Origin of the sequence: Streptomyces sp. BHT-5-2, assembly GCF_019774615.1 — a bacterium.
GTDB lineage: Bacteria > Actinomycetota > Actinomycetes > Streptomycetales > Streptomycetaceae > Streptomyces.
The window spans coordinates 2264750-2277489 of the sequence record NZ_CP081496.1 but is presented as its reverse complement, the minus strand read 5'-3'; the positions used below and the strand labels follow the sequence as shown (position 1 = coordinate 2277489).

Annotated in this window: 10 protein-coding genes and 1 riboswitch; of the genes, 4 read left to right on the top strand and 6 right to left on the bottom strand. The window is 72.3% G+C overall.

Annotation, left to right across the window (positions count from 1 at the left end; translation table 11 throughout):
- The first annotated feature begins 90 nt into the window (after positions 1-90).
- Both K2224_RS10100 and K2224_RS10095 read left to right on the top strand, forming a co-directional pair.
- Positions 91-897: a triacylglycerol lipase gene (locus K2224_RS10100; RefSeq protein ID WP_221906241.1), complete on the top strand. Its 807-nt coding sequence runs from the start codon at positions 91-93 to the stop codon at positions 895-897.
- 277 nt (positions 898-1174) lie between these two features.
- Positions 1175-2896 (top strand): M23 family metallopeptidase, encoded by a 1722-nt coding sequence (locus K2224_RS10095; RefSeq protein WP_221906240.1) that lies wholly within the window; start codon positions 1175-1177, stop codon positions 2894-2896.
- A gap of 111 nt (positions 2897-3007) precedes the next feature.
- On the opposite strand, the gene pcrA is transcribed toward K2224_RS10095, so the two are convergent.
- Complete coding sequence (pcrA, locus tag K2224_RS10090; RefSeq protein WP_221906239.1) at positions 3008-5491, bottom strand: DNA helicase PcrA; 2484 nt, start codon at positions 5489-5491, stop codon at positions 3008-3010.
- 248 nt (positions 5492-5739) lie between these two features.
- A riboswitch (cyclic di-AMP (ydaO/yuaA leader) is annotated at positions 5740-5910 on the top strand.
- A 7-nt stretch (positions 5911-5917) separates the two neighbouring features.
- On the opposite strand from pcrA, the gene K2224_RS10085 reads away from it, so the two are divergent.
- Entirely contained in the window at positions 5918-7051 is a 1134-nt protein-coding gene (locus tag K2224_RS10085; protein WP_221906238.1) for a C40 family peptidase, read from the top strand.
- A 197-nt stretch (positions 7052-7248) separates the two neighbouring features.
- On the opposite strand, the gene K2224_RS10080 is transcribed toward K2224_RS10085, so the two are convergent.
- Complete coding sequence (locus K2224_RS10080) at positions 7249-7602, bottom strand: hypothetical protein (protein ID WP_221906237.1); 354 nt, start codon at positions 7600-7602, stop codon at positions 7249-7251.
- 258 nt (positions 7603-7860) lie between these two features.
- Here K2224_RS10080 and K2224_RS40365 point away from each other — a divergent pair, with 258 nt between their 5' ends.
- Complete coding sequence (locus K2224_RS40365) at positions 7861-8793, top strand: C40 family peptidase (protein WP_260692460.1); 933 nt, start codon at positions 7861-7863, stop codon at positions 8791-8793.
- 46 nt (positions 8794-8839) lie between these two features.
- On the opposite strand, the gene K2224_RS10070 is transcribed toward K2224_RS40365, so the two are convergent.
- The 4 genes from K2224_RS10070 to K2224_RS10055 all read right to left on the bottom strand — a co-directional run bounded on the left by K2224_RS10070 (position 8840) and on the right by K2224_RS10055 (position 12705).
- Positions 8840-9109 (bottom strand): hypothetical protein, encoded by a 270-nt coding sequence (locus tag K2224_RS10070; RefSeq protein WP_221906236.1) that lies wholly within the window; start codon positions 9107-9109, stop codon positions 8840-8842.
- A 106-nt stretch (positions 9110-9215) separates the two neighbouring features.
- Entirely contained in the window at positions 9216-10340 is a 1125-nt protein-coding gene (locus K2224_RS10065) for an esterase family protein (protein WP_221906235.1), read from the bottom strand.
- A 215-nt stretch (positions 10341-10555) separates the two neighbouring features.
- Positions 10556-11266, bottom strand: coding sequence for a response regulator transcription factor (locus K2224_RS10060; RefSeq protein WP_221906234.1), 711 nt, complete (start codon positions 11264-11266; stop codon positions 10556-10558).
- Positions 11267-11385: 119 nt separating this feature from the next.
- Positions 11386-12705, bottom strand: a complete 1320-nt coding sequence (locus K2224_RS10055; RefSeq protein ID WP_221906233.1) for an ATP-binding protein — start codon at positions 12703-12705, stop codon at positions 11386-11388.
- Positions 12706-12740 lie beyond the last annotated feature (35 nt).

Below are 12740 nucleotides of genomic sequence, written 5' to 3'. Positions count from 1 at the left end.
CGGGGCCGCCGCATCGCGATCGCCGCTCACGGTTTCCCACAAGGGCATTCGGGGGTCGTCGCCTTCCGCATGCCGTTCGGGAGGTCGGCCATGGGGGCTCTGCCTGTTCTCTCCGCACCCCTTCTCTTCCGTACGACGCTCGTGGAGATGGGCGTGCTCGCCGCCCATCTCCTCCTCTATCCCACCGGCATCGCCCAGGAGCAACCCCTGCCCGTACCCTCCGCGGCCGGCGCGCCGGCCCGCCTGCCCACCGAGGGCCGCGCCCACCCGCCGGTCCTGCTGCTCCACGGCTTCGTCGACAACCGCTCGGTCTTCGTGCTGCTGCGCCGCTCCCTGCACCGGCACGGCTGGCGCCATGTCGAGGCGCTCAACTACTCCCCGCTGACCTGCGATCTGCGCCGGGCCGCCGAGCTGTTGGGCCGCCATGTGGAAGAGATCTGCGCCCGGACGGGCCACCGTCGGGTGGACATCGTCGGCCACAGCCTCGGCGGCCTGATCGCCCGCTATTACGTACAGCGGCGCGGCGGCGACGCCCGCGTCCGGACGCTGGTCACGCTGGGCACCCCGCACTCCGGCACCCGGGTCGCGCCCCTGATGTCGGCGCATCCGATCGTCCGGCAGATGCGCCCGGATTCCCCGGTGATCGCGGAGTTGGCGCTTCCGGCACCGCGCTGCCGAACGCGTTTTGTGGCGTTCTGGGGCCAGGAGGACCAGGTCATGGTGCCCGCCACCACAGCCCGGATCGACCACCCGGACCTGATGGTGGAGAACGTCCGGGTCATCGGCGTCGGCCACCTCGCGCTGCCGGTCAACGCCACCGTGGCGGCCGGCATACGGAAGGCACTGATGTCCACCGAAGCGGCCGCCTCCGCCCGCGACGCGATATCGGTCGCCTGAGCGGCGTCCCGAGCGGCCACCGGACCACCGGACGGGCCGCCCACCAGCCGCCCCGCTCCCCACTCGGCCGCTGCGCGCGTTCCGCTGCCCGCCTCCCGACCTCCCCTTTCCTCGAACGGACTTCGAACGAGCCGCCAGGAACGCGCATGCGCGCCGACGGAAGGCGGCCGATCGCCCGGCGTCGCCGGGCCCGAAACTTCGGGAAGATTGTCGCCGTCGCGTACCGCCGGGTACAGTCGCCGCTAATTCTCCTGCAGCCGAGGCGAAAGAGAAGTTGGTGGACGACCGTCACCCATCGGGGGCTCAGCTTCCGACCGGCCACGCTTCCGATGCCTCCTATGCACGGCAGGCATACGGCGACGGTGCCCCCCTCTTCGGCTCGCACCCCGGCGGCCACGACCACGGCACCTACGACACCGGTGCCCACCAGGCGGCCCACCACCTCACCGACGCCTACGGAACGGGCAGTTACCCCACCGCCGGATACGACACCGCCGCCTACGGAAACGCCGGCTACGACCCGTACGCACACACCGCCTACGACACCCCCGGCTACGGCACGGACACCACCGCCGCCCCGTATGACACCGGGTACGACACCGCGGCCTACGGGCACGTCGGCGGCTACGACTCCCTGCCCCACGGCGGCGGCAGCGGCTACGACGACAACAGCGGCTACGACAACGGCGCCTACGCCGCCCACGGCACCGGCGCCGCCTACGAGGACGCCCTCACCGGCGGCTACGACACGGGCAGTTACCCCACCGGCTACGCCCCGGCCGCCTACGACACCGCCTCCTACGACTCCGGCTACGGCGCCGCGGCCTACGACACCAACGCCTTCGCGGCCGCCGCCACCGCCGTCCAGGAGCCGATCGGCTACGAGGCCACCGCGGTCTGGTCGACCGCGGACTACGCCGACTACGCCGACCCCAGCGCCCCGCCGTCCGCCCCGGCCCCCGGCATCCCGGCCCAGGCGGGCCCGCCCGCGGACGACACCGTCGGTGCCGGCGACACCCTCCTGTGGGACGCGCCCCTCGCGTCGTTCGCCACCGGGCCCGCCGAGACCACCGGGACCGCGCAGTCCCCCGAGGGCGAGGCCACCGCCGCTTCGACCACCGACCCCTCGGCCACCGGCGCCGCGTCGATCGCCGAGGCGATGACCCAGGCGATGCCGGTCACCGCCGTCCCGGAGGAGGACGCCGCCGCCCCCGTACCGGTCAGCGGTCCCGCGGCGGGCAAGGCGGTCCGCGGCGGCAACCGCGGCCGGCGGCGCCAGGCCAAGCGCTCGGCGCTGCTGACGGTCGCGGTGCCCTCGGTCGCCGCGATGGGCGTCTGCGCGGCGGCCGCGGCCTCGGTCGGCCAGTTCGGCGGGGACGAGAAGGACACCGCGACGGCCCAGGCCGCACCGGACGCCGGCACCATGAAGCAGGCGACGGCGGCCAACAAGAAGCTGGACAGCCAGCTGGCCGGACTCAGCGCCAGCGCCCAGGACTTCCGCGAGCGGGCCAGCCGTACCCAGGAGCGGCTGGACCTCAAGGAGCGGCAGGACCTGGAGCGCAAGCGCAAGGCGGAGGAGGCCGCCCGCAAGGAGGCGGCGCGCCCCAAGTTCGTCCTGCCGGTCACCCAGCACGGCCTGAGCGCGCTCTTCGGCCAGGCCGGGGTGAACTGGATGTCGGTGCACACCGGCATCGACTTCCCGGTCAGCTACGGCACCCCGGTCATGTCGGCCACCGACGGCACCGTCCACACCCAGTGGAACTCCGCCTACGGCAACATGGCGATCGTGACCGCGCCCGACGGCACCGAGACGTGGTACTGCCACCTGAGCAGCACCAAGATCCGCTCCGGTTCGGTCAAGGCCGGCGACACCATCGCCTACTCCGGCAATTCCGGCAACTCCACCGGCCCGCACCTGCACTTCGAGGTGAGACCCGGCGGCGGCGCGGCGGTCGACCCGATACCGTGGCTGCGCGCCCACGACCTCAACCCGTACTGAGCCCGTACGGGCCCCGCGCCGCCGGGCGCGGGGAAGAAGCGCCCGGGGCCCGCCGCACACCGCGACGGACCCCGGGCGCTTTCCGCTCGGCCGGGACGGGGTTCTAGAGCTTCAGAGCTTCTCCACCGGTGCGTAGCGCAGCAGGAGGCGCTTGGGCTTCTCGCCGCCGAAGTCGATGGTCGCCTCGGCGTTGTCCCCGCTGCCCTTGACGCCGACGACGGTGCCCAGCCCGAAGCTGTCGTGGGTGACGCGGTCGCCGACGGCCAGCGAGACCACCGGGCGGTCGGCGGCCCGCCGGGTCGCGAAGCCGCTCGGCCCCTTGGACCGCGCCGACGACAGCGAGGCCCCGATCCCGCCGCCGATGCCTCCCCCGCCGGAGGAGCCGCGCGACGACGACAGCCCGCCCATGGACGCGGACGGCGTCGCGGGGCCGGTGCGCTTCCAGTCCAGGTACTCGTCCGGGATCTCCTCCAGGAAGCGGGAGGCCGGGTTGTACGAGGGCTGGCCCCAGGCGCTGCGCATCGTGGAGCGGGTGACGTAGAGCCGCTCGCGGGCGCGGGTGATGCCGACGTAGGCGAGCCGGCGCTCCTCCTCCAGCTCCTTGGTCTGGCCGAGCGCGCGCATGTGCGGGAAGACGCCGTCCTCCATGCCGGTCAGGAAGACGACCGGGAACTCCAGGCCCTTGGCGGTGTGCAGGGTCATGAGGGTGATGACGCCCGTGCCGTCCTCGTCCTCGTCGGGGATCTGGTCGGAGTCGGCGACCAGGGCGACCTGCTCCAGGAATTCCGCGAGCGTGCCGGGATTTTCCTCGCCGCGCTCCTGCTCGAACTCCAGGGCCACGGAGGCGAGTTCCTGGAGGTTCTCGATCCGGGTCTCGTCCTGGGGGTCGGTGGACGACTGGAGTTCGGCGAGATAGCCGGTGCGCTCCATCACGGCCTCCAGGACCGTGGCGGGGCCGGCCCCGGACTCCACGATCGTGCGCAGCTCCTCCATCAGGACGTTGAACCGCTTGACGGCGTTGGCGGAGCGGGCGGCCATGCCGTACGCCTCGTCGACCCGGCGCAGCGCCTGCGGGAAGGTGATCTTCTCGCGCAGCGCCAGGGCCTCGATCATCGCCTCGGCGCGGTCGCCGATGCCGCGCTTGGGGACGTTGAGGATCCGGCGCAGCGGGACGGCGTCCTCGGGGTTGGCGAGCACCCGGAGGTAGGCGAGGATGTCGCGGACCTCCTTGCGCTCGTAGAAGCGCACGCCGCCGACGACCTTGTAGGGCAGCCCGACCCGGATGAAGATCTCCTCGAAGACCCGGGACTGGGCGTTGGTGCGGTAGAAGACCGCGACGTCGCCGGCCTTGGCGTCGCCGGCGTCGGTGAGCCGGTCGATCTCGTCGGCGACGAACTGGGCCTCGTCGTGCTCGGTGTCGGCGACATAGCCGGTGATCCTGGGGCCGGCGCCGGCGTCCGTCCAGAGGTTCTTGGGGCGGCGGTTCTCGTTGCGCTCGATGACGGCGTTGGCGGCGGAGAGGATCGTCTGCGAGGAGCGGTAGTTCTGCTCCAGGAGGATCGTGGTGGCGTCCGGGTAGTCCTCCTCGAACTGGAGGATGTTGCGGATCGTGGCGCCGCGGAAGGCGTAGATCGACTGGTCGGCGTCACCGACGACGCACAGCTCGGCGGCGGGCGCCTCGGCTGTGCCGGGGCCGACGAGCTCGCGGACGAGGGTGTACTGGGCGTGGTTGGTGTCCTGGTACTCGTCGACGAGGACGTGGCGGAAGCGACGGCGGTAGTGCTCGGCGACGTCCGGGAACGCCTGGAGCAGGTGGACCGTCGTCATGATGATGTCGTCGAAGTCCAGGGCGTTGGCCTCGCGCAGCCGGGCCTGGTACATCGCGTACGCCTGGGCCAGGGTCTTCTCGAAGCCGTCGGCGGCCGTCCCGGCGAAGGTCTCCTCGTCGATGAGCTCGTTCTTGAGGTTGGAGATCTTCGCGCTGAAGGACTTGGGCGGGAAGCGCTTGGGGTCCAGATCGAGATCGCGGCAGACCAGGGCCATCAGGCGCTTGGAGTCGGCCGCGTCGTAGATCGAGAAGGAGGACGTGAAGCCGAGCTTCTTGGACTCGCGGCGCAGGATCCGCACGCAGGCGCTGTGGAAGGTGGAGACCCACATCGCGTGCGCGCGCGGGCCGACCAGCTGCTCGACCCGCTCCTTCATCTCGCCCGCGGCCTTGTTGGTGAAGGTGATCGCGAGGATCTGGCCGGGGTGGACGTGGCGCTCGGCGAGCAGGTGGGCGATCCGGTGGGTGAGCACCCGGGTCTTGCCGGAGCCGGCGCCGGCGACGATCAGCAGCGGGCCGCCGCTGTGGACCACGGCGGCCTTCTGCTGGTCGTTGAGCCCCTCCAGGAGCGCCGCCGGGTCGATGGCCGGGCGGGCGGCGCCGTCGCGGTAGTACGGCTCCCTGGGCGCGGGCGCGTCGAACCTCCCGCCGAAGAGGTCGGCGGGGATCTCCTCCGGGGCCGGGCCGTGCTCGTCCTCGGGCGGCGGCGGGGGCTCCTCGTCCGCGGGGCCGAGGTCCGCCAGGAAGCTGTCGTCAAAGAGGCTGCTCATCGCCCACCGAGTTTAGGCCGCCGCACTGACACGTGGTTGCGGAGTGGCGGATTGGCCGGTACCGCACGGAGGGGTCGCCGTCGTGTGCGGTGGTGCGCAAACCTGGGGCCGCTCACATTCTGGTCACAAAAAGGTTTCGGGCATATCGAACACCAGCCTTCACAGGAGCCACACGAGTTGGCTACGGTCTCGCTCGGGCAGCCCGCCGTCCCAGCGGACGACAGCGTTCGCACGGGCCGCCCCCGCCGAGTCCGGACCTGCCGTCAGGCACCCGGAGCCGGGGACCCGACACGCACCACCGGGGTGAATCGACCGGTGCGACCGTCGCCAGGCGGGCGCACGGGTCGTAGGGCAAGCCTTCCGTCAGCACACCGCCCGAACCCGACAGCTAACCCGGTAGGCGGTCCACGGAAGGAGTCGCCGGCCTTGGCGTCCCACCGCAAGCCGCGCACCCCCATACTCGCCACACCCGGCGGCCGTCGTACGGCGGCCGGGCTCACCACCGCCGCCCTGGCCTCGGTCACGCTGCTCTCGCAGACCGCGAACGCCGCCCCCAAGGCGCCGCAGCCGACCATCGAGGAGGTCAAGCAGAAGGTCGACGACCTCTACCAGCAGGCGGAGGTGGCCACCCAGAAGTACAACGCCGCCAAGGAGAAGGCGGACGGCCAGCAGCGCACCGTGAACCGCCTGCTCGACGAGGCCGCCCGGCGCGCGGACAAGATGAACGAGTCCCGGCGCCGCCTGGGCGCGTTCGCCTCGGCGCAGTACCAGACCGGCGGGATCAGCCCGACCGCCCAGCTGATGCTGGCCAAGGACCCGCAGCAGTTCGTCGACCGCAACCACCTGATGGAGCAGCTCACCGGGCGGCAGAAGCAGGCGATCACGGACTACGAGGAGCAGGCCGCGGCCGCCGCCCGCCAGCGGGCGGAGGCGACCCACAGCCTGGAGGGCCTCCAGGAGTCGCAGGCGTCTCTGAAGGAGAGCAAGCGAAACGTTCAGGCCAAGCTGGCCGAGGCCCGGGAGCTGCTGTCCCGGCTGACCGCCCAGGAGAAGGCGCGGCTTGCCGAGTTGGAGCGGCAGAAGGAGGCCGAGGCCCAGCGCAAGGCCGCCGAGCAGGCCCGCAAGGAGGCCCAGCAGCGCCAGCAGCAGCCCGGCGGCAGCGGCTCCGGACAGGGCTCCGGCGGCGGCACGTCCGACAGCGGCTCGTACTCCACCAAGGCCGGCAAGGCGCTCGCCTTCGCCCGCGCCCAGATCGGCAAACCGTACGTCTGGGGCGCGACCGGACCCAGCTCCTACGACTGTTCGGGGCTGACGCAGGCCGCGTGGCGGGCCGCCGGGGTCGACCTGCCGCGTACGACCTGGGACCAGGTCAAGGTCGGCACCCGGGTCACCAGCAGCGATCTCCAACCCGGCGACCTGGTGTTCTTCTTCAACGACATCAGCCACGTCGGGATGTACATCGGCGGCGGCGAGATGATCCACGCCCCGCACCCGGGCGCCAGCGTCCGGGTCGAGTCGATCTACGGCATGCCGATCTACGGCAGCGTCCGGCCCGGATAACCGACATACGGGCGCGCACCCCGCGTCCTTGACGGCCCCCGCCTCCGCGGCCCTGCACGCCACCCCCCTCACACCCCGCCACACGCCACCGCGCGGTCATCCGCCGCCTCCGCCTCCGGATTTCGGAGCGGGAGCGGGATGACCGCGCGGTGAGCCGTCGGTACGGCGGTGTGGCCTGTGGCCCGTGACCCGTGGGCTCAGGTCCAGAGCACCGCGAGAAAGATGTTGAACATGGTGAGCCCGCCGACCGCGCCGAAGAGCGGCTTGGGGAGCTTCTCCTCGTCGCGCTTGACGTAGACCAGCGCCAGGATCACCACCAGGACGGCCATCTTGATGCCGATCTTGATGTTGTTGATCGAGTTGCCCTGCATCTGGTTCAGGCCGACCAGCACGATGCCGGTGACCAGCATCGTCAGCGCGCCGTGCAGCATGGCCGGCACGAAGCGGGCGGCGCCCGCGCCCATCGCCTTCATCTGGGTCAGGAAGCCACCCAGGAGGGAGGCGATGCCGATGATGTGCAGGGCGACGAAGACATTGATTACTACGTCCATAGTGCTGGATCGTATCCGTCCCATAGCACGCCCTTTCCGGCAGGGCGCCCGCGATGCCCGCTTCGGTCAGCGCCCGCCGTTCCTCGGCCCCGTCCCGGGCGGAGGGCCGGTCATCCCCGCCTCGCACGCGGTCGGAATCGGGCAATGCCGGGCAAGGGGGTTTCTCGTCGTGACCCCGGGCTTAGCTTCCTCCTTCAGACGACCGGGCCCGTACCCCGCCGGTCGTTCCGCCCCGCAGGGAAGGAAGTGACGGCCGCCATGGCGTCGCACCACACGGCCGGTGAGCGGCCGCCGCTCACACCACCGCCGGCCCTGGGCCGTACCGCGCGCAGCACCCGCAGCGGGCTGCTGCTCGTCGCGGACCCGCAGCGCTATCTGGACGGCGCCACGGTGCTGGAGCGCACGGGCAGCCACCAGGCGACCGCGGTGGCGGGCTGGGCCCGCCGCCTCGGCAGCGTCCGCCGGCTCGGCAGCCACCCCACGACCACCACGGACCGCCCCCCGGATCCCACCGCCCCACGGCTGCCGGAACAGGCCGGACCTGACGCGGTGGAGCAGCCCGCCTCCCGCGGCCCGCAGCAGCCCACTTCCCACCGCCCGGAGCAGCCGGCCTCCCGCGCCCTGGAACCGTCACACCCCCGCGCCCTGGAGCCGTCGGGTCCCCGCACGCCTGCGCCGTCCGGCCGTCGTGCCCTGGAGCGGTCAGGTCCCCGTATCTCGGAGCCGTCGGGTCCCCGCGCCCCCGAACAAGCCGCGCCGTACGCCGCCGAGTGCTCGACGCCGCGCGTTCCGGAGCCGGCGGCAAGCGTGGCCGCACCCGCGCGGCCGGCCCCTGCGCCCGTCGACCGCGCCGCCCGGGCGGTGGCCTTCGCCCACGCCGCCCTCGGCAGGCCCTACGCCTGGGGTGCGACGGGCCCGGCCGCGTACGACTGCTCCGGGCTGACCCTGGCCGCCTGGAAGGCCGCCGGCGTCACCCTGCCCCGGACCACCTACACCCAGATCACCTCCGGCACTCGCGTCGCCTGGCCCCATCTCGCCCCGGGGGACCTGGTGTTCTTCTACTCCGGCATCAGTCATGTGGGCCTCTACATCGGCGGCGGCGAGATGATCCACGCCCCGCACCCGGGAGCACCCGTCCAGATCGCCCCACTCGACCAACTGCCCTTCGCAGGAGCCACCCGCCCCGCGTAGCGCGGCCCGCCGCGTGCTCCTCGCGGGCCCGCGGATACCCGCCGAACTACCCGAATATCTCCGGTCGTTCGGCCAGCCCGCCATGGCGGTCCGCACGGGCCGCACGGACCGCCTGCGCATACCCGCCGACCCGGCTGAACTCCGACTCGAAGGTGGTGCGATCGGCGCTCGGCCCGGCATACGGCACCATGGGAGCCGGCCGCCGGGCCGTCTCCCTTCCGTCCGGGACGCGTTGCGCCCCTTCGGCGTCGGAGTGCCGCCTCGACCCGTCATCGATGTCGACCCGCATTTCGCCAACCCCCGTTTCGTCGTGCATGACCTCCGTCACTCGCACAACGGTCCCCGGCGCGGGTTTGTGCCCGCTTCCGCCGACTCCGGCGGAGTTTCACCCGAAGGGTGAATTCCGCCGGAGGGCCGGCCGGTCAGCCCCGCAGCAGCAGCCCGAACCAGCGGAAGATCTCCGGAACTTGGCGCTTCCACACCGGCACGGTGTGCCCGCCCGCACCGGACGAGATCTGCTCGACGGTCACCGTCGTCGGCTGCTTCGCCAGCTGCTTCAGGCCCATTCCGGCCTGGTAGCCGTCGCCGCTCGCGCCCGAGATGTACAGCGCGGTGCGGGGCGGCTTCCCGGCGTCGTTGGCGGCCTTGAGGATGTGCATCGGGTTGGTCTCGACGCGCAGCTTGGGGTCCTTGCCGGCGAGCGAGTCGCGCTCTATCGCCGGGTCGTTGTAGCCGGACATGCCGACCGCGGCGCGGTACCGGTCCGGGTGGGCCAGCGCCAGTTTGGTGGCGCAGTGCGCGCCCGCCGAATAGCCGGCCAGGCCCCAGGAGTCCGGCTTGTCGCCGGCCCGGAAGTTGTCGATCACCATCTGACGGACGTCGACGGTCAGCCAGCTGTCGGCGTTGACCTTGCCGGGGATGTTGACGCACCCGCTGTCGGCGTTGGGCAGGACGTTGGTGCGCGGCGCCACCAGGATGAACGGCTTGACCGCTCCGCTCTGCATCAGCGAGCCGAGCTGCTCGTTGGCCTTGAGCGAGCCGAACCAGGACTTGGCGGACCCGGGGTAGCCGGGCAGCAGCTCGACCACCGGGAACTTCTTGTGCTTGTAGGCGGGGTCGTTGTACTGCGGCGGCAGCCAGACGTACACCTCGCCGTTGACGCCGGAGATCTGGCCCTTGAGGTCGGTCATCTGGACGCCGGCGCCCAGCACCGGGTCGTCGGCCGGCCGGAAGTGCTGGAGCACCTTGGGCTCGTCCTTGAGGTTCTTGCCGCCCAGGCCGTCCGGGCCGAGGTTCCTGGCCTGGTCGATGTGGTTGCCGGTGCCGAGCAGGTCGCCCCAGCTGTCGTAGAGGTTGTTGGCGTTATTGACCATGACGAAGACCACCGTGATGGCGGTGACCTGCGCAAACAGCAGCATCAGCAGCCGCGACAGGCCCCGCAGCAGGGGCGGCCCGGCCACCTTGCCCCACAGGGCGAACGGCAGCACGACGGCGATGATCAACAGCAGGATCGAGAAGAGGAAGAAAGGCGTACCCGTCAGGCTCATCGGGATCTCGTCTCCAGGACGTGTGCGCGTGGGGCGTGGGCGTGGTTCCGGCCCCGCCTTCGGCAGCGAGCCTCTCCGCGCCCTTAGATGGCGATCCACACGATCCTGGTTGCCCGGCTTGAAGCCTTCTTTACGCGCCCCCTTCGCGCCCTCCGCTGCGGGGGCGGCTCCCACTCGTCCGCCCCCGTGCGCCCCCTTCTCGGTGAATCCGCAGGTCAGACCAGCCGGCGAGCGGCCGCCCAGCGGGTGAGTTCATGGCGGTTCGAGAGCTGGAGCTTGCGCAGCACGGCCGAGACATGTGACTCAACCGTCTTGACGGAGATGAACAGCTGCTTGGCGATCTCCTTGTAGGCGTAGCCGCGGGCGATCAGCCGGAGCACCTCGCGCTCGCGCTGGGTGAGGCGGTCCATGTCCTCGTCCACCGGCGGGGCGTCCGTCGAGGCGAAGGCGTCCAGGACGAAGCCGGCCAGCCGCGGCGAGAAGACCGCGTCGCCGTCGGCCACCCGGAAGATCGCGTCGACGAGGTCGGTGCCGGTGATCGTCTTGGTGACATAGCCGCGGGCGCCGCCGCGGATGACGCCGATGACGTCCTCGGCCGCGTCGGAGACGGAGAGCGCCAGGAAGCGGACCGGCCGCTCGGGGTCGGCCATCATCGCGGCGCTGCGGCGCAGCACCTCGACGCCGCCGCCCCCGGGGAGGTGCACGTCCAGGAGGACGACCTCGGGGCGGGTGGCGGTGATGACCGTGATCGCCTGGTCGACGTCGGCGGCCTCGCCGACCACCTCGACCCGGGTCTGCTCGGTCCGGCCGATCTCGGCCTGGACGCCGGTGCGGAACATCCGGTGGTCGTCGACCAGCACGACCCGTACGGTGCGGCCCTGGTCCTCGCCGCCGGCCTCGCCCTGCTGTGCGTCGTCGCTGCTCATCTCGTCCGTCCGTCCTTCGGTGTCTGCCCCGTCATGATTCCCTGCCCCGGGCGGCAACGCCCCCGCGGGCCCGCGGCCGGCGCCGTCTCCCTCCGGGGCGGCCGGGAATGCCGCCGCGCTCATTCCGGCGCCCCCTCCCCGCCGGTGCGGTCGCGGTCCTCGGCGCGCTCCATCTCCAGCTCGACGACGGTGCCGCCGTCGGGCGCGGCGCGCAGCCGGGCGGTGCCGCCGTTGCGCTCCATCCGGCCGATGATGGATTCCCGTACCCCCATCCGGTCCGCGGGGACCGCGTCCAGGTCGAAGCCGGGGCCGTGGTCGCGCACCGAGACGAAGACCGTGCGGCCCTCCACCTCGGCGAACACCTGGACGGCGCCGCCCTCGCCACCGTACTTGGCGGCGTTGACCATCGCCTCGCGCGCGGCCTGCATCTGGGCCCCGAGCGCCTCGTCCAGGGGGCAGTCGCCGACGACCACGACCTCGATGGGGACGCCGTGGTGGTCCTCGACCTCGGCGGCGGCCGCCCGCACGGCCTCGGCCACCGTCGCCGGTTCCTCGTCCTCGTCCTTGCCGCGGCCCTCGGGTTTGTAGAGCCAGGCGCGCAGCTCGCGCTCCTGGGCGCGGGCCAGCCGGGCCACTTCCCTGGGATCGTCGGCGTTGCGCTGGATCAGGGTGAGGGTGTGCAGGACGGAGTCGTGGACGTGCGCGGCGACCTCGGCGCGCTCCTGGGCGCGGATGCGCATCAGGCGCTCCTCGGAGAGGTCCTGGGTTATCCGTACGAGATAGGGGCCGGCCAGCAGGGCGATGCCGACGACGACGGCGAGCGCGGCCTGCAGCACCGAGCCGAGGTTCTGCACGGAGCCCTGGAGGACGACGATGCCGGTGACGCCGGCGCCGACCAGGAGCACCCCGGCCGCGCCGCGCACCATCGGCAGCAGGCCCTTGCGGCGCCCGAGCTCCAGCCACTGGGCGCGGCGGGAGTTGTCCGCCTGGCGCCAGACCAGGGCGACGCCGGCGCCGATCAGCAGCACCGGCCAGAGATAGACGTTGGCCCGGCCCGGCTGGAACCGGGACGCCACGATCGCCGCCCCCACCAGGAGCGCGACCAGCGCGAGGACCTGTCCCTTGTCGGGCCTGCGGCCGAGCAGGCGCCGCCGGTCCTCCCCGGGTGCGGGCGGCCGGGTCTCGACGCCGCCGACGCCCAGTGGCACGAAGAACCAGAAGGCGGCGTAGAGCAGGGCGCCCATGCCGTCGGCCATGAAGAGCGCGACGAAGACGATCCGCACCCAGGAGACCGGGAGGCCGAGGTGCCCGGCGAGACCGCGTGCCACGCCGCCGAGCAGCCGCCCCTCGGCGCTGCGGTAGAGCTTGCGCACGGGCGGGTCGTCGGGGTCCGGCGCCGGGGCGTAGATCGTCTCGGCGCGGGGTGGCGCTGTGGTCATGCCTCAGATCGTCACACGCCGACCGGGCCCGGGAC